19 protein-coding genes are annotated in these 23826 nt (G+C 49.9%); 7 read left to right on the top strand and 12 right to left on the bottom strand.

The window, feature by feature from the left end:
• Positions 1-471: 471 nt before the first annotated feature.
• The 3 genes from DFT_RS22725 to DFT_RS22715 are packed head-to-tail and all read right to left on the bottom strand — an operon-like array spanning position 472 to position 7227.
• Positions 472-3462 carry a type I restriction endonuclease subunit R gene (locus DFT_RS22725; protein ID WP_054033622.1) on the bottom strand — a complete coding sequence of 997 codons (2991 nt, stop codon included), beginning with the start codon at positions 3460-3462 and terminating at the stop codon, positions 472-474.
• The gene (locus DFT_RS22720; protein WP_054033620.1) at positions 3449-4870 is read right to left on the bottom strand and encodes a restriction endonuclease subunit S; all 1422 of its coding nucleotides are present in this window, start codon (positions 4868-4870) and stop codon (positions 3449-3451) included. Before DFT_RS22720 ends, DFT_RS22725 begins: the two co-directional genes overlap by 14 nt.
• Positions 4867-7227, bottom strand: coding sequence for a type I restriction-modification system subunit M (locus DFT_RS22715; RefSeq protein WP_054033618.1), 2361 nt, complete (start codon positions 7225-7227; stop codon positions 4867-4869). The genes DFT_RS22720 and DFT_RS22715 overlap by 4 nt, the downstream gene beginning before the upstream one ends.
• Positions 7228-7819: 592 nt before the next feature.
• Between DFT_RS22715 and DFT_RS22710 the strand changes: the two genes are divergently transcribed.
• The 7 genes from DFT_RS22710 (at position 7820) to DFT_RS22680 (ending at position 14203) form a co-directional block, all read left to right on the top strand.
• Complete coding sequence (locus DFT_RS22710; RefSeq protein ID WP_054033616.1) at positions 7820-8164, top strand: single-stranded DNA-binding protein; 345 nt, start codon at positions 7820-7822, stop codon at positions 8162-8164.
• Between the two features lie 106 nt (positions 8165-8270).
• Positions 8271-9254, top strand: a complete 984-nt coding sequence (locus DFT_RS22705) for an SWIM zinc finger family protein (protein ID WP_054033614.1) — start codon at positions 8271-8273, stop codon at positions 9252-9254.
• A 145-nt stretch (positions 9255-9399) separates the two neighbouring features.
• On the top strand, positions 9400-10227 hold the full coding sequence (locus DFT_RS22700; RefSeq protein ID WP_054033612.1) for a RecB family exonuclease: 828 nt from the start codon (positions 9400-9402) through the stop codon (positions 10225-10227).
• Positions 10205-10495, top strand: a complete 291-nt coding sequence (locus DFT_RS22695; protein WP_054030913.1) for a hypothetical protein — start codon at positions 10205-10207, stop codon at positions 10493-10495. The genes DFT_RS22700 and DFT_RS22695 overlap by 23 nt, the downstream gene beginning before the upstream one ends.
• Positions 10492-12339, top strand: coding sequence for an ATP-dependent helicase (locus tag DFT_RS22690; protein WP_054033610.1), 1848 nt, complete (start codon positions 10492-10494; stop codon positions 12337-12339). The genes DFT_RS22695 and DFT_RS22690 overlap by 4 nt, the downstream gene beginning before the upstream one ends.
• Positions 12340-12449: 110 nt before the next feature.
• Positions 12450-12926, top strand: coding sequence for a hypothetical protein (locus DFT_RS22685; protein ID WP_054033608.1), 477 nt, complete (start codon positions 12450-12452; stop codon positions 12924-12926).
• A 347-nt stretch (positions 12927-13273) separates the two neighbouring features.
• Positions 13274-14203 carry a DUF932 domain-containing protein gene (locus DFT_RS22680; RefSeq protein WP_054033606.1) on the top strand — a complete coding sequence of 310 codons (930 nt, stop codon included), beginning with the start codon at positions 13274-13276 and terminating at the stop codon, positions 14201-14203.
• A gap of 206 nt (positions 14204-14409) precedes the next feature.
• Here DFT_RS22680 and DFT_RS22675 read toward each other — a convergent pair whose 3' ends face one another.
• The 9 genes from DFT_RS22675 to DFT_RS22635 all read right to left on the bottom strand — a co-directional run bounded on the left by DFT_RS22675 (position 14410) and on the right by DFT_RS22635 (position 23685).
• Positions 14410-15048, bottom strand: a complete 639-nt coding sequence (locus DFT_RS22675; protein ID WP_054033605.1) for a TetR/AcrR family transcriptional regulator — start codon at positions 15046-15048, stop codon at positions 14410-14412.
• 434 nt (positions 15049-15482) lie between these two features.
• The gene (locus tag DFT_RS22670; protein ID WP_054033603.1) at positions 15483-16052 is read right to left on the bottom strand and encodes a flavodoxin family protein; all 570 of its coding nucleotides are present in this window, start codon (positions 16050-16052) and stop codon (positions 15483-15485) included.
• Between the two features lie 302 nt (positions 16053-16354).
• Positions 16355-17521, bottom strand: coding sequence for a thiolase family protein (locus DFT_RS22665; RefSeq protein WP_083453720.1), 1167 nt, complete (start codon positions 17519-17521; stop codon positions 16355-16357).
• A complete protein-coding gene (locus DFT_RS22660) occupies positions 17518-17928 on the bottom strand; it encodes a Zn-ribbon domain-containing OB-fold protein (protein ID WP_152972122.1) in 411 nt (136 codons plus the stop codon). Before DFT_RS22660 ends, DFT_RS22665 begins: the two co-directional genes overlap by 4 nt.
• Before the next feature lie 21 nt (positions 17929-17949).
• Positions 17950-18732 (bottom strand): enoyl-CoA hydratase/isomerase family protein, encoded by a 783-nt coding sequence (locus DFT_RS22655; protein ID WP_054033595.1) that lies wholly within the window; start codon positions 18730-18732, stop codon positions 17950-17952.
• Between the two features lie 38 nt (positions 18733-18770).
• Positions 18771-19538 (bottom strand): SDR family NAD(P)-dependent oxidoreductase, encoded by a 768-nt coding sequence (locus tag DFT_RS22650; protein ID WP_054033592.1) that lies wholly within the window; start codon positions 19536-19538, stop codon positions 18771-18773.
• Between the two features lie 14 nt (positions 19539-19552).
• Positions 19553-20710: an acyl-CoA dehydrogenase family protein gene (locus DFT_RS22645; protein WP_054033591.1), complete on the bottom strand. Its 1158-nt coding sequence runs from the start codon at positions 20708-20710 to the stop codon at positions 19553-19555.
• Positions 20711-20800: 90 nt separating this feature from the next.
• Complete coding sequence (locus tag DFT_RS22640) at positions 20801-22462, bottom strand: long-chain fatty acid--CoA ligase (protein WP_054033588.1); 1662 nt, start codon at positions 22460-22462, stop codon at positions 20801-20803.
• 101 nt (positions 22463-22563) lie between these two features.
• On the bottom strand, positions 22564-23685 hold the full coding sequence (locus DFT_RS22635) for a CaiB/BaiF CoA transferase family protein (protein WP_076750836.1): 1122 nt from the start codon (positions 23683-23685) through the stop codon (positions 22564-22566).
• Between the last annotated feature and the right edge of the window lie 141 nt (positions 23686-23826).

Here is a 23826-nt window from a genome sequence, read left to right as displayed (position 1 = left end):
ACCGGCATAGAAGTCATTTTTTGATTTGTACCTTAGTTCCCGGCTGCAAAGGCACATACTCACCCTCACTCGTCTCTATTCCAATCTCGTGATGCTCGCAGTGTTCACACTTGCGGGCGACAACGGTTCCCTCGATCGTACGGACCTGCTCCCGTGTATCCGGGAGGACCTGCAGATCCGCGTTCTTAATGCCACTTTTGCCGTTCGACCTGGTCGCCGCTTCGACGGTCAAGAGGACACGATCCCCAGGTCGGCACCTACTCGCCAACTCACCGCGCACCGAAATCAACGGATAGCCTTCGGAGTTGAAGCCCCGTGTCGATCTGTTCGTTGCTATAGAAGGCCTCGATCTCAGCAGTATCCTCAATCCGTAGGTTGAATCCCTTTCCCTTGAAGGTGTCTGGAACAAATCCTCTAATCTGAATCGATGCCAATCTGTTAACGGTAGGAAGGCTATTCTGCGTCCATTTATTACACCCTTTGCTCATGATAAGTGACTCCAAAAATCATATCCGATAGCCATTTTCTGAAATTATGATCATCACTGTAATGCTTAAACAGGTCAGTATGGTCAGATAGCATGCCGACTATGACTTTCTTCAAGGCCCGATCGTGCTCAAGTCTCGCTGCTGATTTGCTGCTATTCTTTATCGCGTTCTGGTAGGCCTGATCCGCTTTAACCCGGGTAGGAATCTCTTCGATGATCACTTTACGGATACGGTCTGCGTCCTCCCAATCGATATTTCCAAAGCGGTCGTTGAACGCCTTGATGATGTTGCTCAGCGCGTCCAGTTCGGCCTCGGGCTTGCGCCCTCCGCCGCTGGCGGGAACCGGTCCAATCTCGGCATCCTCATCTGCCAGCGTGAGTTTCATTGTCTGCCGCACCTCGGCACGATAACTGTCCATGTCGACGGATTCAAGAATGCCTTTAGATAGATCCTGCTCGATGGGCGCTGGCAACTTAGGGGTCAGGAAGTTCAGGAAGATCGACAGTTTCTCCCATTCGGCGTTCGTGTAGGGAAGGATGGAGGCAAGGAACTGGTATGTTCGGATGAAGGCCTTGGCCTTCCCCTTGAAGTCCACCTGACCGTCCTCGTCGAGGTTCTCGTTGTACTCGGCAACGCACGCATCGAGGATTGGGTCGAGCTTGTCACGATCCTCTCCTTCGAGGAAAAGTCGAACCAGCTCTTCGACCTTCGAGTCGCTGTAGACCTGATACCCATCAAGCACCGCTTTCAGGTCGTGGAGTTTGTTTGGATCGGTCTCTTCACTCAAGACCGTCGTGCGGTAATAGTCGGCAAAGGCCATCGTGATGGTGTCTGCATCGTTAATGAAGTCCAGCACGAATGTATCGGTTTTCAGTGGATGGGCCCGGTTCAGTCGGGACAGGGTCTGAACAGCTTTAATGCCGGATAAAATCTTGTCCACGTACATTGTGTGCAATAGAGGTTCGTCGTAACCGGTCTGGAACTTATCGGCTACTATGAGAAAACGATACGGTGCCTTGCCGGGAAAATCCCTGATTTCATCCGCTTTGAAATAGGCCTCGATCTTGCCACTGGGGAATCCGTTTAGTGAGGCCTCGGTGATCTTTTTGCCGTTCTCTTCAAAATCCGAGAAAGCCACAATCGCGCGGTATGGACTTTTCCGTTCCTTGAGGTACGATGAAATCGCATAAAAATACTGGATCGCCCGCTTGATACCACTACAGATCACCATCGCCCGCGCCTTCCCGCCGATCTTCCGCCGAAAAATCACCTGCTCGTGGAAGTGGTCCACCATAATTTCAGCTTTCTGCCGGATCGCATGGTCATGGGACTCTACATACCGCCGCAGCTTCTTTTTGGCCATTTTCGTGTCAAACTCAGGGTCATCATCCACGGTCTTCATAAGCCGATAGTAGCTCTCCACTGGTGTATAATTGGCCAACACATCCAGAATAAATCCTTCCTGGATCGCCTGCTTCATGGTGTAACTGTGGAACGGGCGATGGGGCACCTTCCCGTCTACCGGTTCGCAGGGAATGCCGAAGATTTCCAGCGTCTTGTTCTTGGGTGTCGCCGTAAAAGCAAAGTAGCTGGCATTGGCCAGCATCTTCCGCGACTGCATAATCTTGTTGACCTTGTCCTCGAAGGTTTCCTCTTCGTCGTCCTCGCCACCTTTGTCCGACAGCGCCATATGCATCTTCGCTGAGGTTTTCCCGCCCTGGCTGGAATGGGCCTCGTCGATGATGATGGCGAACTTCTTCCCGCGATGCTCATCGCCAATCTCGTCAAGGATGAACGGGAATGTCTGGACTGTGGAGATGATAATTTTCTTGCCTGACCTCAGAAATCCACTGAGCTGCTGGGTTTTGCTACCCGCGTCGCCGGTCACCGCCCCAACCACTGATGACACCTGCGCGAACTGCCGAATCGTATTGCGGATCTGTTTGTCCAGGACCCGCCTATCGGTAATGACCACGACCGAATCAAATGTAGGTTTCCCACTATCCCCGAGGCCGATTAACTGATGGGCCAGCCAGGCAATAGAGTTGCTTTTGCCGCTTCCTGCGGAATGCTGAATGAGGTATCTTTCGCCTATGCCCTTGGCTGCTGCATCTGCCAAAAGCTTACGCACAACATCAAGCTGATGAAAGCGGGGAAATATCTGCTTGGGGTGTTTCTTTCGACCTCGTTCATCTTTCTCTTCGACGATCTCCGCATAGTTTTCCAGGATATCGGTCAGTCCTGGCTTGGTTAGTATTCGTTTCCATAGATAGTCGGTCTTGAGCCCGTGTGGGTTGGGCGGGTTACCGGCTCCGTTGTTCCACCCCTGGTTAAAAGGGAGGAACCAAGAGTCCTTTTCCCTGAGGTGGGTACACATCCGCACCTCGTGGTCGTCCACGGCCAAATGCACCACGCAGCGGCCAAACTTGAACAACGGTTCATCCGGGCTGCGGTCACGCTTATATTGCCGCACGGCGTCGTCAACCGTCTGCTTGGTTAAGGAGTTCTTCAACTCGAACGTCGCGACTGGAAGACCGTTGATGAAGATGGCCAGATCCAATGCAAGCCGGGTTTCGTCTCGGCTGTAGCGGAGTTGCCGCGTCACGCTGAAGATATTGACCGCGTGCAACTGCGCCGCTTTGGTGTTGCCTGGTGTCGGCGTGCCATAAAACAGATCCAGTCGCACCGGCCCATGCTTAACGCCCTTACGGAGAACGTCGATAACGCCGCGTTTCGCAATCTCCCCGTCTAAGCGGTGGAGGAACTGCGTGCGCTTTGGGCAGTCCTGATCCAGAACGAGGGCTTCTGCAGTTTCAGGTTGAGTAGCCTCCAGGAACGCCTGAAGCTTCGCCAGGTCAATCGCGTGTTCACGGCTGTAGTCGTCGTTACTGCCCAGGACGTAGCCCGCGTCTTTTACGAGTGACTCGACGATCAGTGTCTCCAGTCCTTTTTCGCTCGTATCAGTCGTCGGCATGGAATACCTCCCCGTCCATAGATTCTTCATCTGTCTCGTCAGGCTGGTCGTTCAGTGGTTCAAGCGATTCGACCATTTCTTCCAGGTCTTCACGGACCGGCGGCGGGGAGACATGACGTACATCCATCTTGCCAGTTACCACGTCGGAAATAAGGCGGGTGCGATATTCACGTATGAGGTTGATTTCGCGTTGGGCGCGGTCGAGTGAGGTGTTGAGAGGCAGCAGCTTGTCCTTCAGACTTTGCATGATCTCGCGCTGGGTATCTACATCGGGATACCAAAGCCAGCAATTCCCCAAGGCATCCCTGTTCACCTTTGGCATGGCGACACGCATTGAGTAATCGATCAGATATCTGGTTGCTGGACCGTATAACAGGAGCAACAACAAGTATTCTGGCAAAATTTCGGATCGCCGTGGAGCAAGAGGATACATGTCAGCACTGCAGAGGCACTTCTCCTCGGCTATAGCAGCCTTGCGTAACGCTGGCCGAATCTTGCTGTAAATGACTTCGCCTGGTTCGACTTGATATTTTCCACTGATTGCGCCTTGTTCATGAGCAGTTTCACGAAGGCGTATAACACCCGTGTGTTTTTCTATGTGTTCCGGTGCGATCAGAACCCAATCCCGATAGGGAGCGATCTTCGGGTCAACTTGACCACTTCGGATACTCACAACATATTTGAATCGTTTTAGCGTCCAGGATTCGGGTATATCACCGAGCCAGTCGACTTTGGAGTGTTTCAGCGGGGCGTCGGCGTTGAGGCCGCGGGTCACGGCCCGGTTGATGATGGCCTGCTTCTGCTCGTTCAGCAAGTTAATCAGCCGCCACCGATTGCGGATGAAGCGTAGGACTTGCCGGTCAAGTTTACGGAGAAATCCAACTATCAATTCTTGCTCGTAGAGCGGTGGCACACACGAATAGATCATCTTGAAGTGCTGCGGGCGCAGGCTCCATTGATCCGAGGTGATGCCGTAGGACCAACGCTCCGCTTCCTTGGCAAAGCCTGGTGTTCTGAAAAGGTAGTGGAAATAGTCTGGTTTGAGATCGCCTCGCAACCGTTGTACGATATAGGCTGGGCTAACAATCCCACGATACTTTGATACGCCCACCGATCCCTGCCAAGCGCGCATCTTGTTGTAGGCGATGTCGCCTGGATCAACGAGTTTGTACTTTGACTTGTCGAGATTGGACGAGTCCTTCTTGGACGAATTCGCCAAGAGGTCTTCTTGACGGATAATGCCTCTACCAATCGTCACAGAGAGAAGTGGTTCATTAACATGCCCCTGTTCCTTGATCTCCTCAAAAATCGCCCGATGGGGCAAACTGTCCCAGTGCTTTGGAATGCTGCCGATCCACGGTAGCCCGCTTTCCTTGTATTCGGGATAAGGCTTCATCGTGTCAATCATGCCTTCTTCCCTCCCACGATTGTTTCCAACAGGCCTTCACCTTCCTCCTGCAATTTGAGCAGATCGGCCTTGATCTCTTCTAACGGCCGGATCTCTGGCGGCTTGTAGAAGTGCCGGGTGAAGGAAATTTCGTAGCCAAGTTTCGTTGTTGACTCGTCGATCCAGGCGTCCGGTACATACGGCAGGACTTCGCGGCGGAAAAACGCTTCGATACCCCCTTCCTCCAGCAGCGGCACTTGCTCGTTGTCCCGCAGTTGGCTGTCGGGTTCGTATTCCAGCACCAGTCCAGAACCGCCGTCAGGGTTGGCATACAAGCCTCGCAGGAGGTCGACTTCGGTCTTGCCGGGTCTGTGGGACCTCTTGATGACCGGGGGGGCGTCCTCCACTCGCCAACTCACACCATTGAGGATAATCTTTTGCTCGGTGGCGGACAGGGTGATGCCCAGTTTGTTCAACCCATCGCTAACGGCTTCGCGGAAAATGTTGTGGTCGGTGAAGAGGTCATCGCCAAGTTCCTCCCGCAGTGCGCGGGCAGCATCGTAGAGTTTCTTATCCCGCTTCCAGGTTTCGCCCTTGAGCAGCTTCTTACGCCTCTTCTCCGGGATGGTGTTTCGTCTGGGCGTGTCGCTGTCTTCGTCTCCGTCGGAGTCCTCGTTGCCATTGTTGCTCCAGTCGCTGAGGGTCTGCTCAACCGGCTCGCGCAAAGACGAGAAATCCTCGAAAAGCCCATCGCCGAATTCCTCGTGTAGGGCCTGGCGGATGTCCTCGTCACCAGAAGCGTAGCGCAGGCGTTGGATCGCCTTGCGGGTCAGCTGGCTGTGCAGACGCAGGGGGCGTTCGACGCGAATCTTCCAGTATCCGAAGGCCTTGTTAGGGAAGATTTTCGACTGCTCGGTCTCCTCGAAAGCGAGAAACATCTCGCAGATCTGTTTTATCTGGTCGTCGGAAAGCTCGCAGTTCTTCGCGCCCATGTTCTTGCGAAGGGGGTGATAAATCCCTGTGGCATCGATGAGCTGGACCTTGCCCTGGCGGTGGTCCGGTTTGGAGTTGGTGAGTACCCAGATGTAGGTGGCGATGCCGGTGTTGTAAAACATATTCAACGGTAGTGCGATGATGGCTTCCAACCAGTCGTTCTCGATGATCCAGCGACGGATGTTGGACTCGCCCGAACCTGCATCACCGGTGAACAGGGAAGAGCCGTTATGGACCTCGGCGATACGGCTGCCGAGGGGACTCTTATCGCTGGCCTCGACCATCTTTGTCAGCTTGTTGACGAGAAACAGGAGCTGACCGTCGCTGGAGCGGGTGATGAGTGACAGTTCGTCACCGTCGTGCTGCACGACGAAGCGGTGGTCAGACATGTCCTTCTTGCCGCCCATGCGGTCGAGGTCCATCTTCCAGCTCTTACCGTACGGCGGATTGGAGAGCATAAAGTCAAATTCGCCGGAGGGAAAGGCGTCACGGGAGAGCGTCGAACCGAACTTCATATTCTCAGCACCCTGGCCTTCGCCTTTGAGCAGCAGGTCGGCCTTGCTGATGGCGTAGGTCTCGGGGTTGACCTCCTGGCCGAACAGATGGATGGAGACGTCCTTGCCCCTATTGTTGGCGAGATCGCGAAGGGTATCTTCTGCCACGGTTAGCATTCCACCGGTACCGCATGCGCCGTCGTAAACCCGGTATGTGGCAGACTGAATATCGTCGGCGATGGGCCAGAAAATCAGGTTGGCCATCAAACGGACAACGTCGCGGGGAGTGAAGTGTTCGCCGGCCTCCTCGTTGTTCTCCTCGTTGAAGCGGCGGATCAACTCTTCAAAGATTGTGCCCATGGCATGATTGTCCAGCCCTGGCAAGCGAAGGTTGCCGTCGGCATCGCGCACCGGATGTGGGCTGAGGTTGATGTCGGGGTTAAGGAATTTCTCGATGAGCGGGCCAAGCGCATCTGCGTCAACCAGCGTAGGAATCTGGTTGCGGAATTTGAATTTATCGAGTATTTCCTGAACGTTCGGGCTGAAGCCATCAAGGTAGGCTTCAAAGTCGGCCTTGAGCTGCTGCTGCTTGGCGCGGGCCTGGAGGTCGCGAAGCGTGAACGGCGAGTCGTTGTAGAAAGCGTGATTAGCATCCGGACCAGCAGCCTGGCAAAGTGCGGCATCTTTATTGGCGACGCCTGCCTTGTCGAGTTGTTCGCTCATCCTGAGAACATCCTGCTTCGTCGACTCCAGGCATGCATCAAGCCTGCGGATGACGGTCATGGGTAAAATCACGTCGCGGTACTTGCCGCGAACGTAGACGTCTCTCAGGACGTCGTCCGCAATACCCCAGATAAAATTTGCGATCCAGTTAAGATCTCCGTTAGACATGCATATCTCCGTTCTAATCTGAATTCCTTGATGTTTGAGCGGCTTCCCGGGTGGGATTGACACCTCGGTCTACAGAGTTTCCGAGGGCTGAATTCATTTATCGTCTCCGGTCATCTTGGTGCAGAAATTGTCCAACTGCACTTCGGCCAGCTTCGACGGTTTTACCAAGCCCTTTTCCAGCCGATTTGCTACCGGCCAACTCACTCTTGTTTAACGCGGAGGATCCCGTGTATCCAAAAGCCTGGGACAGGTCCGCCAGCGTCCTTTTGGAGAGACAATCGAGGACCTGGCGTTTTCTGCTCGGCATTTGACTGACCTGCTCGTGGGGTTGGTCTGGCGACTTGGAAATTACCTGGGCAGGATAACATAAGTTGGCGTGTTGTCAATAATTTATGATCGGCATCGGACTGGATTGATCAATCATTCAAGCAAGTTGTATGCTGTGTGTCATATCGGCTGAAATACAGGCCTAAATCCCCCCTTACTGCGCACCTATATCCCTCCACTCCGCCCCCATCTATATATATTAATCCCCAATAGACCACCAAACCCACCCACCAAAATCCATCACCCCAACCAAGGAGGCAAATCCATGCTCAATTCCTGCATTTTAACCGGCAACTTGGGTGCCGACCCCGAGATTTTCTATTCCAGCGAGGGCGACCCGGTAGCGACATTTAACCTGGCCTTCAGGTCATCGAAAAAAAAGACCGGCTGGATCAAGATCACCTGCTTTCAAAAACTGGCAGAAATCACCGAGCGTCATCTGCATAAAGGCGCCCGCATCGCTGTGGTCGGCATCTTGGACCAGAATAAGTGGGAAACAGATGAAGGCGTCACCCGCTCATCGATCCAGCTCATTGCCAATACCATCGAGTTTATCAAAACAGACGGCAGGGGATTTGGCGACAACCCACCCGATGATGTCCCCATCTGAACCACAAGGAGGGCGATGAAAACAAGAACCGTTGAACTGATCATCGCAATTGGACTTGAGCTGCTCGACTGGCTCAAAATCATACTCACGGAGAAACGGAGGAAGCATGACGGCAAAAGAGATACAGAAAAGAAACCAGAAAGCGGAACAACTTAAAGTGCTGCAAAGCGATGACGGACAATACTTCGTTGAAAGCAGCGAGGGCAAGATTTTATACAACGTGATCATCAGCGATGCCGGAGATTCTTGCACCTGCGGAGACTATGCCCGCAATGTGAAAAAGGCACCCGATTTTAAATGCAAGCATATCCTTGCCGTATACAACGCCATTCCCCAAAAACAAGTCGAAGGCGCCACATTTCTGGAACGGCAAGCTCCCAAACTGGATGAACGCTGGATCACCAAGATCGAGGGAAAGGAATTTGTCAAATATCCCGGCCTGCTCGATCTGGGACATCAAAAAGGGATTTCCAGCATCGAAGTTGAAATCGTTCAGATGCCCACCAGTGACAATGGGAATTTTGCTGTCTGTCGGGCCACTGTGATGTCCAAGCTGGGTGAGACGTATTCTGACATCGGAGACGCCAATCCCTCCAATTGTTCCAGCAAGGTATCAAAACATCTGCTCAGGATGGCCAGTACCCGTGCCATTGCAAGAGCGCTCCGGTCCTATACCAATGTGGGCATGACGGCATTGGAAGAACTCGCTGACATCAACGAAGCGATTAACGAAGGGGGAAATCATGAGCATCCTAAAGCGCAATCCAAACCGGCGAGGAAAGCTGCTGCAAAGGCGCCGAAAAAGAGTGCTGTTGCAGATGAAAAAGAAACCCAAGACGCAGCGCAAGTGGCGCCTGCCGTGGAAAACCAGCCCCAAGAGGAGCCTGTTACAAATGTTGCTTCAAAGAGTCCTGCCCGTGCTGGGATGAGTGAGGCGCAGCGCCGTGCCATATTCAATCTGTCCAGACGCCGGGGAATAAGCGTGGAAGAGATCGAGTGCATGGTTGAAGAATCCTATGGTGTGACGCTTGACAACCTAACCAGCAGCGATGCTTCGGCCTTCATCCGGCAACTTCAGACGGCTGCCTAAGGGAATTAAAGCAGATCCTTAACGTATGCCATTTTAAAGGCGATAGGCAGATCCTAAAGCGAGTCAACCGGATGCCTATCGCCTTTGTGTTTTAAAAAAGCGCCGTATCCTGCGTTTTTAGGATGCCTATGAGGAGGAACTGATAATGGTTTTAAGTGAGCTTAGGCAAACGCCGCACCTATCGGCATCGAGCATCAACGAATATGTGGAGTGCTCGCAACTGTATAAATTCGGCCGCGTCGACAAACTGCCTATGGAATTTAAATCCGATGCCCTTGAGTTTGGCACCTGCATTCATCGGGTGCTTGAAAATTTCTACCAGGCGAAAATGATGGGCGATCGGATGCTTCTAAAAGATGTCCACGAGTTTTTCGTGTTCACCTGGCTGGATATGGCAAGGGGACGCGATGATATCCGGTATGCGGACGGCAACGATTACAACTCCCTTTTGATGTTTGGAAGAGATCTATTGACTGCCTGGTATACCAAACTGCCCGATGACGATTTTACCATCCTGGCCATAGAAGAGGCGTTCAGTTTTACTCTTCCCGGTATCGATATTCCCATCATCGGGGCCATGGATCTGGTCGAACAGGACAGTGCCGGCACCATCATCATCACGGACTTTAAAACCAGCGGCCGGGCCTATTCGAAAGACGAAGTGGACCAGAACCAGCAACTGACCATGTATCAGATCGCGGCCAGGCAAAATGGATACGCCGACCGTGAGATCCTGCTTCGATTCGACACCTTGATTAAAACCAAAACACCCAAATTTGAACAATACTGGACCACGCGGACTGACATTGATGAACGGCGCCTGATCAAAAAGGCCGCTCAAGTATGGGATGGGATCTCAAAGGGAGTCTTTGTGGCCAACGATACCAGCTGGAAGTGCAAGGGATGCGCCTATAAACAGGCCTGTGACGCCTATCTGGAAGGAGAAGAGTATGACCAAGCGAGCCATCCATGACGTTCAATCGTTTTTAACGTTCATGCAGTCGGACGGGGACCGAGTTTATCAGATCGTCAATGTGGAGTTGTTGCTAAGACGCCATCCACCCGAGGCTGTCGTGTCATTTCTGCAGGAGCTTCATAAAGATTACGGCAAGGCGCTGTCCAAACTGATTCAGGAAGACAAGACCAGTTCCCGGATCAATGAGCTGGTGGCCAAGCGCTTCCGCATCAAAATGGCCATCAACACGATTCGCAACCTTGAAAAGGAGGATCAGGCAGCATGAGCGATGAATTAAATCCCAAACAACAGGAAGCCGCCCAGTTTAAAGAGGGCATCGCTGCCGTGATCGCAGTGCCCGGATCAGGTAAAACCAGGACCATGATGGAGCGAATCGGAATACTGATCACAGAATACGGCATTGCCCCTGAAAACATCCTGGGCCTGACCTTTACGCGAAATGCCTCGGATGAAATGCGATCAAGACTGGTGCCGGTCCTGGGGGATCTATCCTCTCGGGTAAAACTTTCGACCATCCATTCGTTTTGTCATCTGCTTTTGGGAATGGAAGGCCGCGTGTTTGAAATCCTGTCAGGCAAAGAGCAGATGGTCTTCATGAAAAAGGTGATGCAGGCATTGAAGGTAAAGGATTTGACCGTGGGAACCGTTCTTCGAGAAATCTCTCTGGCCAAAAACAACATCATCGATGCGACGGAGTTTAAGGCGCTGTTTGAAGGCGATGGGACCATGCAAAAGATCGCGAACGTCTATCAGGCCTACGATGACCAAAAGCGTAAAAAGATGCTGCTTGATTTTGATGATCTGCTCCTTGAAACCTATTACCTGCTTAGGGACAACGATCAGGTGCGGGAAAAATACCAGGAGACCTTTACCAGCATCCTGGTCGATGAGTTTCAGGACACCAACCCGGTACAATTTGAGATCCTTCGCCTGTTGATCAGAGAGGGGATTCGTCCATCGAGTTTCTGGGTGGCCGGCGATGACCATCAGGCGATCTATTCATTTACCGGAGCGTCTGTGGGCAACATCTTAAACTTTCAATCCATGTTCCCAGAGGCCAAACAGTTCATCCTCGATTTGAACTATCGCAGCACACCCCAGATTCTTCGTGCCTGCCAGAACCTGATCCATCACAACGTCAAACAGATCCACAAGGAATTGAAGACCGACAATCCCGATGGAGATGATATCGTTGTACTGGAAGCATCCAATGAAGAGACTGAAGCCATGGGCGTGGTCAATGAAATCGTGGATCTTATCGAGCGCCGTGGTTATCAATACAGCGACATTGCCGTTTTGTATCGGGCCAATTTCCAGAGCCGGTATGTGGAAGAGGCCTTTTTGCAAAACAAGATCCCGTATCACATTCAAAGCGGCCGGACCTTTTATGATCGTCACGAGGTCAAGTGTTTGCTGGATTATCTGCGGGTGATCGCTTCCCCCGATAGCGATGAAGCAGACGAGGCGCTATTGAATATCCTCAATGTGCCTGTCCGCTATGTCAGCAACAAGATCAAGGACCAGTTAAAAGAGTTTTGCCGGCGACGGGGAATTCATCTTTATGCGGGATTGAAATCCATGATCGTCGAATTGCCCTTTGTCCGGAAAAATATCAAAACATTCGTTAACTTCATGGACCCACTGATTGAAAGTGCCCCATCTCTTGAACCCGTGGAGGTGATTCAAAAGATACGCACCACCTGGGATTATGATCGATTTGTCGTGGATGAAGATATCCCCAGTCCCGATGACATCAAGATCTCCAACATCAATCAGCTCCAGTTGGCAGCTACCCGTTATTCGACCATCGGCGCCTTTCTGGAATATACCGACAGCTTCACCGATGAGACAGTCGGTGACGATAAAGAGGGGGTCAGTTTGATGACCGTGCACAAGGCCAAGGGTCTGGAGTTTGCCGTGGTGTTTGTCATCGGTCTGGTCGAGGGATTGATGCCCAGCAAAAAGGGGAACATTGAAGAAGAAAGGCGCATATGTTTTGTGGCCATTTCCCGGGCCATGACCTTGCTGTTTCTTTCATACCCGTTGAACTATCTGGGACAAGCCGCCAAAAAATCGATCTTTCTCGATGAGATCCTGGGCAAGCGATGAGGATCGAACCGCTTAAAAACCATTCTTAAACCTTCTTAGAACCGCTACAGCACCCGTTCTATCGTTACCCCATTATCGATATCACACCTTATATAAAAGGAGGTCCCATCGTGGATTTTCAGCTGATTCATTTCAGAGATGCAGACAAGATCATCGAGCAAAAGGCAATGGTCTCGGATGTGGCCATGACCATGGAATATGTGTTTACCGCCCTGCAAGGATCGCTATATCGAAAAGAGCTGCTACGTCTTGCCTTGGATGAAATGGGATGGCGTGAAAGTGGATGTCTCAATGTCATTGCCGGTCGCCGTTATCAATACAAGGGGTTTAAGCACGGCGTGGCCATAGATGGGCATTTTAGCGCCTACGAGTACATCCTGGAGGGCTTGATGCGCCTTCAGATCGGTTATGACAAGGGCAACATCGAAGCAGGGATCCTCATGTTGACCGCCAAACGAAGTGAAAAAAGTCCCTATGGCGATATCGTGAGCATGGTCAAAGAGGATGTGGAATCGCTCTATCCAACCGTATCCATGCCCATTTCGATCTGTCTGTTTGATCTGGGTGAACCTGATCTGCCCGATTAGATGGAGGTGACCATATGGCGTATCCGTTTGAAAAGATGACGACCTGTAAGCTCAGAAGTAAACTGCATGGCAATCGTAAACGGGATCGTTGTCTTGGTGATCAATTTGACCGTTCAGAATCAAACCCACTGAGTATCAATCCTCGCAGATCCAATCCCACCCATTGTAAAATCGAAAAGAACCAATCCAGTCGTTGATCATCACCAATAATCCATAAATTCAAATTTTCCGGAAGCCACCCGTCCGCTTGTCTGGATACGCACCCTGTTAGAGTCGTCAGGGGAAATTTAATGCGCCAGGTGGTGAAAGGCGCATCTTCCGGAAATCAACCTTTAAAGGAGAATCGTATGAAACCCAATTTGACTACCCTTGGCAAAGTGTTCGACCGCGTGGATGCGATGTCAGTCAACTGTTTCGATCAGAACATCGCCGTGCCGGACATATCGTTTGATAACCTGGATGTCGTTCGCATTGCGGGTGAGCCCCATCCATTAAGGCCTGTAGCACAGCGCTCCATATCCAATCGTCTGGGAATCCCATATCCGTATTTGACCCGATGTCCTTCCGATGTACAGGCGATGAATTTGAACCACTGGATCAAGCATGAGAAAAATGACCAGCTGCTGTTCCGGTTCGATGGGCATGAGGTGCGAGCGGTGTTTACCACCAAGTATATTCCCGTGGACAATTTCGAAGTCATGGAGTGTTTGGATTCTTTGGGGTACAAGCCCGAGACCCCGGTTCAATGTCATCTGGATACAGAGTTCATGTCATTGAGCATCCCTGATGGACAAAAGGCGTTCGATATCAATGGCGACAAATTCAAACCGGGCATATCGATATCAAATTCGGAGGTGGGCCTGGCATCGCTTTCCATTGCGGCATTCGTGTTGAGACTGGTTTGCACCAATGGTCTGGTGGCTAAATCTGATGTCTCTGCCTCGTATCGGCATGTGAGCACCAAGATTTTGAGCGAGTTTCCCATCGTGATGGACAAGGTGTCGCTGGAGTTGGGCGCTCAGCGGGAACAATTCCGTCTGTCGTTGGAATCCCGGGTGGATAATCCCGAATCGACCCTGGCCAGCTTCAATCGTCAGTTCGCTTTGAACAGTGGTGAAAAGGATGCTGTGGAGTGGGCATGGCCGCAGGAAGCAGGAGAGACCATGTTCCATGTGGTCAACACGTATACCAGAGCAGCGCAGATGGAAGGATTACCGGCGGAGTCCAGTTTCAGGTTGAGTCGGGTTGGCGGGAATATATTGGGGATGTTGAACTGAGTTGGAATTTGGTTTGTTTTCTATGAAGTAGGATATGGCCCGGTGGGCTTGGAAAGGGTGCCGGGCCATTATTTTGAAATAATTTTAATACTTGCGAGCTTAAGGAATAGGTATGCACTGCCAAAAAATGCCAAACTGTGGCCCCACCGACTCTTCCTTTGCCGTAATCAAATATATTCCGGAGTGATTGTCTCTGATAAAAAATTTCAGGATGGTTGCGCTAAAATACCCCGGCTAAAAATCTCATAAGCAGTTCCAAGCGTCGATTTCAAATGGTTTTTTTTATCATCCAAAATATTTTTGCTCGTCTCCCATAAGACGATACCGGAAAAAAGAGCCCCAAAGATATCTGCCAGCGCGAAGGGATTCTTCTTGATGAACAGGCCGGCATCAACACCCTCCTCGAAAATTTTAGCAATGGCAATGGTTGAGTAACGCGCCAGATTTGTTATCTCATCGAGCAAATCCTCTGGAAGATTTTTTAACGTCTGACTAGACTGCAGGTGATACATATTTATGGTAACCACGGGGTCATAATTATATACATCGATCAGTACATTTTTTAGCGCGTCAAGTTGTTGCATCTTACTTAAATTGCCTTGTTTTATAATATGAGAGATGCGCATATTTAAATAATGGAAGACTCGCAAGGAAAGTGCAACGAATAACTCTTCCTTGTTCTTGAAGTAGAGGTACAACGTACCGAAACCCAATTCAGCCTCATTCGCAATATTTTTTATCGTCGCATTAGTGAAACCTTTTTCATGAAAAACCCTTCTGGCAGCCACGATGATCTGATTTCGCCGTTGTTCCTTTTCTCTTTCCCTGCGATCTTGGATTCCCATTTTCTAAATATCCTAAAAGGAGATCTTACTTTTTGAGATAAGACAATCGAGAAAGCCTATTCAAATTCTACTACCGTTAAAGGGGGTTACGTAGCGCCATCAAAAAATCGACAACCTGTTTGATATAAATGAGACCATTTGCGTATAACCACTCGAAATGACAACCGGCCCAGGCCATTTTGAGTTCTATTTTGGACAACAGTGTAATCAAACCTCTGCTAAATATTCGTAACAGGCATCGGTGTTGCTGAAACCTTGGTCAAACTGGATTTCGGAATTGGGAAAATCCCCCTATGCTCGTAGAGTCGGTCATGGTGGCCTCCTTTGATCTAATTGAGGCCAATATAGCAACCACTTGTGACAGATACGGTATGACCAATCCAGATTTTTATTATTCGGGTTTTGTGGATGACCGCGATTCTTTTTTCCTCAGTCTATTTTGTAGTTCGGTAAATCATGTCGACCACGGCTTTTCCAATGGACTTAGCCTCGCCAAGGGCCGTGCTCCGCGGGCCTGCGCCCGTCCCCTCTCGGACCGCTCCTTTTTCTAAACCGTACCCAATGCATCCGCCGACAGTGATCATCTGGTGGACTGTAAACCATGTACACATCAGAGCCAACACTTGTCCGGCACCGACCCGTCTTACCGCGACGGCAGCGGCAGCAACCTTCCCGCGCAATTTCCTCTTTTGATAGAGCGCGTAGGTCCGATCCATAATCGCCTTGGCCTGGGCGCTGACATTGATAAAGTACACCGGCGTACCGAAAATAATCCCATCCGAAGCTTCGAGTCTTTGATAGATTTCCTGCATGTCGTCCTCGATCACACATTGCCCATCATCGGAGCAACCGTTGCAGGCGTTGCACGGAAGGATCTGTTTGTCGGCCACCCGCACCAATTCGGTTTGGGCCCCTTTATCCCTGGCGGCGGCCAAAGCCTCCTCGACCAGTATTTCGGTGTTCCCCCCTGTTCGAGGACTGCATACCAGACCTATAATTTTCATCGATATTTTCCTTTTGTGAAAATTAGAAGTCGTTCAACCGAGATTGGCCTCTTTGTCATATCGATTCATTGGATTTTTCTTTAATCTTAAAGTGGGATCTTAATTTTCAAATATCATATCGTACCACTGCTATCCAAGACCTGTGAATGGCAGTAGATGTCTGACAGGTTGAAGATTTCTTTGCCACCCGCATCTTTCAGGTTCAGGGCAATGCTCTTTTTTCCACTGTTAAGCAAACCAAAGAGCGGAAAAGGATCATTTTGTGACGTCAACTCTCCACTTTCTTCTTGGTTCTATTTTAATTACTTGACCAGTATGTGAACCCCTGCGACAACAGGGGATGCGATTCCTGATAGGACACCACCAAGCATTTGCGCCATCCCGACTTTCGCTCCTTCCACCTGATTAGGAGCTTCTCCCCAAAGCTGGCGCGCAATGTCAATCACAACACGGACTCCTGATGCCCCCAAAGGGTGACCCATGGATAGCAATCCGCCGCTAGGGTTTACAGGGCACCGCCCACCCATCTCTACAGCGCCGGAACGCGCCAGTGAAACACCTTCCCCAGCGTCGCAGAGACCAAGCATCTCGTAAGCCGACAGCTCCTCCCCTGAGAAGGCATCGTGCATTTCGACCACATTGATATCCTTTTGTGGGTTTACGCCGGCCATTTCACATGCATCTTTCACGCCCATGATATTGGCCTCTAAAGACAGAGGGTCGAAAGAGGAGTCATGCGCGCCGCTGACAGAAATGACCGACCCTCCGATTTTGACCGGCGCACGATGTGCTTTCTTGTTATTCTTTTTGAAATATTCCTCTGAGCAAAGGATAACAGCAGCTGCGCCATCGCTTTGCGGGCAACACTGCAACACCGTAATCGGATCGGCAATCATGGGAGATTTCATGATTTCTTGAAAGGAAACTTCCTTTTTATACTGCGAATACGGATTGGTCATACCGTTTTTGTGATTTTTGATGGAGGGATAGCAAATATCTTGGAGTGTCGCACCGCGTTCCTGGATCAAGCGATTGCATAACATTGCGAAAAATGAGGGCATGGTCAGCCCTGATTTTGCGTCCAAGTCGCCTTCGATGCCAATCAATCCTTTGCCGAATTTTTTGTTATAAGCGGATAGCGACTCGACACCCAATGCGAGACCCACATCGCAGCCACCCAAGGCGATTTCGCGGAACAGTAGATGTACCGCACTGGAGCCGCTGGCACAGGCATTTTCAACAGTATACATGGGGATCCGCCCGATGCCCAGGCGAATTAATGAAGATTCAACAACCGTTGGCGGACTGTGTATGCATCCGCAAAAAGCCGTTTGAAATTCTTTTGGAGAGATGCCGGCATCTCTGACGGAGGCCAGTGTCGCGGCAGCCGCTAAATCATTAACTGTCATGTCTGCATGCCTGCCGAAAACAGTTTGTCCGATTCCAAGAACATATACGCTTCGCATCATTCCGCACCTCCGACATCTGTCTTAATAGGCTCATAGTAATAGCCCATGACCTCTGTTCCATCTTTTTCGGTCCAAAGGACGCCTGTTTTCATGGTCATCAGAATGCCGGTTTTGATCTCATCGGGGGCGGCATGAATCTGACCAAATATGCGGGTACCTTCGGGGAGGTCTACGAAACCTGCGACAATCGGTGGTTTATAGGGTCCGACTGGAACCCTGGTAATTGAAAAAGAAAACAACGTACCCGTTCGGCTGAGAGGCACCATTTCGCCGTTTTCGGATGAACAGAACGGGCAAAGCTCGGTCACGGGAAAGGAAGTTTTTCCACAGGAACTGCACTTTCGGCCGATCTGGACCCAACGACCGTTTCTTTCTTCCATCACGCCAGGGTGAAATATAATGGTCATTTGATTCACCTCCACATTTCATCATTTTCCTTTAAATGCGGCTTGCCTTTTTTCCATAAAGGCGCTCATACCCTCTTTTTGATCTTCGGTGGAAAAAAGAATTTCAAAGCAACGCATCTCATATGAAAGAGCGCTTCTAAGGTCCATATTTATGCCCTGATTAATTGCTGATTTGAGCATTTTTAGGGCAAAAGCAGGACGCTCAACGAATTTCTGGGCCATTTTTTTTGCTTCCGGAAGCAGTTGCTCAACGGAGGTGACCTTATTCACCAATCCTATTCGAAAGGCCTCAACAGCATCTATCGGATCGCCGGAATATAGCAGTTCCTTTGCCCGGCCGATTCCCACAAGACGAGGTAAGCGTTGTGTCCCACCTCCTGCGGGGATCACCCCAATTTTAATTTCCGGCTGGCCGAAGAGGGCGTTTTCGGCGGCAATTCTGATATCGCACGCTAATGCAAGCTCGCACCCGCCGCCCAAAGCCGGTCCACAGACGGCAGCAATGGTCGGCTTATTTAAATTTTCTATTTTGTTGAACATTACTTCGCTGGTACGAAAAAACGCATGAACGGCCACTGGTGAATTCAAGCCTTTGATCTCTTTAATGTCGGCACCGGCGCCAAATAGCCTTTCATTGCCGGTGATGATAACCGCGCCAATGCTTTCATCCTCGGCAATCGCGTCCATGACCTGACCCATTTCATTGATCATTTTTTGATTGAGAGCATTCAATCTGTCCGGCCGGTTAAGTCTTATAAAGGCAATATTGTTGACCGTTTCAAACAAAATGGTTTCAAAATTCATTCTGAACACCTCTCTGTAGAACCGATATGAATGGGAGTTTACTTGGCTGCCATTCGCAATGAACCATCCAGGCGGATCGTTTCTCCATTCAACATCGGGTTGTCGACGATGTGCTTAGCTAACAAGGCATATTCTCTTGGTAGGCCCAATCGTTTCGGGAAGGGTACCATTCTCCCTAAGGCGTTTCTGACTTCCTGCTTCAAACCTGCCAACATGGGGGTGTCGAAAAGGCCGGGGGCAATGGTATTGATCCGAATTCCATATTCGGCGAATTCGCGTGCGATCGGCAGGGTCATCCCGACTACGGCGGCCTTTGAAGCGCTGTAGGCGGCCTGACCGATCTGCCCATCAAATGCCGCTGCCGAAGCGGTATTGATGACAACGCCTCTTTCGCCATCCTCTTGGGGTTTGTTCATTAGCATTTTGGCCGCCGCCCGGGCGACCACGATCATTGTCCCCACGAGGTTGATATCGATCACTTTTCTGAAACTGGCGATTGAGAGCGGACCGTTTTTGCCGATCACTTTGGCCGGTGTTCCGGTGCCGGCACAATTGATGGCGATGTGAATTGCACCAAATTTTTCCATTGTGAGATTCAGGGCGTTTTCAACCTCATTTTCGTCCGTAACATCGGTTTTGCAGAAGAGGGCATCTTTGCCGAGTTCATTTGCCAGCCTGTTCCCGTTGTCCTCGGAAAGATCCAGGAGCGCCGCCTTAGAACCGTTCTCCACAAACATCCGTGCGCAAGCCTCACCGAGTCCGGATGCGCCTCCCGTGACGACGACCACTTTATTTGCGAGCATCATTTGCAATTTCCTCCCTATTTGTTGTGTTTTCCGGATAGAATCCTTCCGATGATCAGGCGCTGGATCTCAGAGGTGCCTTCGACGATCTGAAGGATTTTAACTCCTTTGTAGTAGCGCGAAATCGGATATTCTTCCATCAGGCCATTTCCGCCGTGAATCTCAAGTGCATCGCTGGCCACTTTTTCTGCAATTTCCGATGCGAAAAGTTTTGCTGCGGAGGCTTCAAAGTCGTATGGTCTGCCCTGGTCTTTGAGCCATGCGGCTTTAAGGTATTGGTTTCTGGCCAGTTCGATCGACACAGCCATGTCGGCCAGCTTGAACTGGATCGCCTGAAAATCGAAAATTGGGCGCCCGAACTGCTTCCTCTCTTGAGCGTATTTTAGAGCTTCATTCAGGCAGGCTTGTGCCACACCCACGGCAATGGCGGCAATGCTGATGCGTCCAGTCTCCAGCACAGCTAAATGCTGTGCAAACCCCCGTTTGGGATCCCCAAGCAAATTTTCTTTTGGCACGCGACAATCGGACAAAATGACTTCATGAGTAGCGGAACTGTTCCAAGCCATTTTTCTATAACGTTCCCCCAAGGTAAAACCTGGTGAGTTTTTGGGAACAATGAAAGTCGAAATGGTATCCGCTCTTTCTCCTTCTTTGACCCTGGCCGCCACGATAATCATGGAAGCATTCTCAAGACCGATATTGGTTATAAACTGTTTTGTGCCATTGAGCACCCATTCACCATTTTTTAATTCGGCGGTGGCTTGAAGTGCCCCGGCATCGGAGCCCGAGTTCGGTTCCGTTAAACCAAAGGCCCCGATTTCTTTTCCCTGTGCCAAGGGAATTAGCCATTGTTGTTTTTGCTTTTCTGTGCCGAAAACCGCAATTTCTTGGGCAACTACGCTTGTCGTGACATCAAGAAGGCCGCCTAAGGCGCCATCAACCCGTGAAATTTCTTCAATACACAAGTGCATCGAAACCCAATCTCCGCCTGTACCCCCGTAAGCTTCGGGAAACGGAATGCCCATGAAGCCAAGTTCACCCATTTTTTTTATGATATCGTAGGGGTAGGCGCCTGTTCTTTCGATCTCCTCGGCAATAGGGGCGATCTCCTTCTGGGCAAAACGGCGTACTTCCCTACGAATCATCTCTTGTTCCGTTGTGAAATCGAAATTCATTCTAGATCTCCTCATAATGGGCCATTGATAAATTATTTTACGTTTTGCAAGTAGCTTTTTTTGAATTGAAAAAAATTAACGCCTATAGACTTAATTTATGAAGAAGTCTGTGTGTTGTGAGCGAAGGGTTTTTTTATCCAACTTGCCTACGCTGGTTTTAGGGAGTTGCTTCACAAAAACCACCTCGTCCGGAAGCTGCCATTTTGCAAACTGCTCGCCAATAGAATCTAAGATGTCCTGCTTGCTGATTTTGCCCTCAGCATTCTCTCGTAAAACAACAAAGGCCACAGGGCGTTCCTGCCATTTTGGATGCGCAAGGCCGACGACACAAGCCTCTTTGACATCCACATGACCCATGATAGCGTTTTCAAGATCAATGGAGGAAATCCATTCTCCACCACTTTTGATGACATCCTTGATCCTGTCTGTGATTTTAACATAACCATATTTGTCGATGGTCCCTGCATCACCGCTTTTCCAAAAGCCATCCTCAAAACACTCTTCGGTTCGGGGATCATTGTAATAACTGGCCGTTATCCAGGGACCCCTGACAAGCAGTTCTCCAACCGTTTCTCCGTCGGCAGGGACTTGATTCCCATCTGGGCCAACTATTTTCAGATCGAGTCCCGGAACCAAAAGACCTTGTTTTTTTTGATTATTCCACTGTTCTTCCATGGACCAGCCCTTGATTGTCGGTTTAAAGGAATTTACCAAAACGAGAGGAGTCGTTTCTGTTGCGCCATAAGCGTGAACAATTTCCGCTTTTCCAAGTTCCCAGTACCCCCGCATCATCGACAGGGGCGGTTCCGTGGCACCGGAAACCATGCGTAACCCTGTAAAATCAGGTTTTTTGGGTAAGGTGCGAATGTAATCGAGCATGGGCAAAAAGATTGCGGGCGCACCACTACTGAACGTCACCTTTTCCGAGATCATCAGGTCTACAAGGATGTCCGTGGTTTCCATAGTGTAGCGTCCTGGAAAGACTAGTTTTGCCCCGACCATGGGAGCGGATAGCCAGACGCCCCATCCTTGACCATGAAACATCGGAACTATCTGCATGATCGTATCCTTTAGGCAGAGTCTCTGCGACATTACCATCATCATGGTGTGCAGATAGATGTTTCTGTGAGAATAATAAACACCCTTTGGTTTTCCTGTTGTTCCCGAAGTATAGCAGGCGCTGTATGCGGATTTTTCATTTACCATGGGCCATTCGAAATTAGAATCTTCCTTTTCCAGAATTCTTTCGTAACTCAAAACGGGATGAAGGTTGGTTTTAATCTCATCTAATTTTTTTTCAGTAATAACCACAAAGCCCTTTACTGTCGGAATCTTGTCGGAAATGGACTCCATAAGCGGTAAAAGCGAGTCGCCTACGAACACAAATTTTGCTTCGCTGTGATTGATGACATAAGCCAAATCTACAGGCGAAAGACGCAGGTTCAGTTGGAGCACTACGGCCCCTATCCCTGAAATCGCGAAATACAGTTCAAAGTGATGATGTGTGTTCCATTCCATCACTCCTATGCGATCCCCCGGTTTTACGCCGAGACGGATAAGTGCATTCGCCATTTTCTTTATTCTCTCGTGGGCCTCTTTGTAATTGTAGCGGAAAAGCTTACCGTCTATTTGACGGGAAATCACCTCTACCTCTGGGAAGGTATTTGCCGCATATTTTATTATAGTCGAAGTATTGAGCTGATAATTGTCACCTGACGTTGATGCCATGCCGTTGATGATTGAATAGGTCATTTTTTGTCTCCTTTTTAAAGTTCTGAGTCAATGTTAATAGAAGTTCCCCCATGCATTAAATGGCCGCTCGTCGTAAAACGGTTCGTCATTTTAAATCAGCTTCATATGGCGCCTCGATCCAATAAATCCTCAATATCTTTCTTGGAGAAACCTATTTCCTTCAGAATTTGTTCATTATGCTGGCCAAGTTCGGGGGGTGGGACATACTCCGCAGAAATGGAATCTGACAGGTGAAACGGAGGTTGCAGTTCCGAGCGGAACTTTTTTATTCCGGAATCCATAACTTCTTCGATCGATAAAATGGGCTCGACGCAGGTGTCCACGTTCTTGAAAATCAGACACCAATCAAACAATGACCGTTTTCCCATGATTTCAGATATTATTTTTATTACTGGCTCACCTCCGAATTGGCGAGAAACCAGATCCTCGCGTTCGACCGCAAGGCAAAAATTTTTCCAGAACTTGAACTCAACGGCACCCAAAGTGATGTGTCGACCATCCATGGTTTGATAGATATTGTAAAACGGTTGGGTGCCGCAAAGGAAGCTGTCTGCCCTATCTGGGCATATCTGCCTCGTTAAATAATTGCACAGTCCCAGTAAATTCAGTGAAAAGACGCTGTCGAACATTGAAATATCTACGTGTTGCCCGACTCCTGAATATCCGCGCTGAATAACAGCCGACAGGAGTCCGAAAATCCCAAAAAGGCTGCCACCAGCTAGGTCGGCAATCGGTATGCTGGGAACCTGAGGAACGGTGCCGGCGATAATGGCTGAATGAAAGCAACCGGCTAACGCTTGGTAGTTCAGATCATGCGCAGCCTTTAACCGGTAAGAACCTTTTTGTCCGAATCCAGAGATCGAGACATAAATAATCCGCGGCTGTATTTTTTTTAGGTCATCATAGCCCAACCCCAATTTTTCCATGATGCCTGGTCGAAAACCTTCGACAAGGATGTCGTAGCGGCCTAAGAGTCTATTGAAGATTTCTTTGCCACCCGCATCCTTCAGGTTCAGGGTAATGCTCTTTTTCCCACTGTTAAGCAAACCAAAGAGCGGAAAAGGATGAAGGGGGTCTGATTCCAAAACGCGAGTGGGATCTGGCGCCTGGGGGTTTTCAATCTTAAGGATGTCCGCCCCGAAAGCCGCTAGAAGCCAAGTCAAATATGGCCCAGGAAGATTCATGCTCAAATCCAAAACCTTCAATCCCGATAATGCCCGCATGTTGGCCACCTTGATGTATAATTTTGTTTGCGACTATGCTAAACTTTAATCAAAAAAGGTGCCAAACCGTAAACCCAATTTTTAAGCTATATAAACAACCAGATAAAAGTTTTTTGCGCATCGATTTTGAATTGCATTCCC

It is taken from the genome of Desulfatitalea tepidiphila, assembly GCF_001293685.1.
GTDB classification, from domain to species: Bacteria; Desulfobacterota; Desulfobacteria; order Desulfobacterales; family Desulfosarcinaceae; genus Desulfatitalea; species Desulfatitalea tepidiphila.
This window is presented reverse-complemented; position numbering and strand designations above follow the sequence as displayed.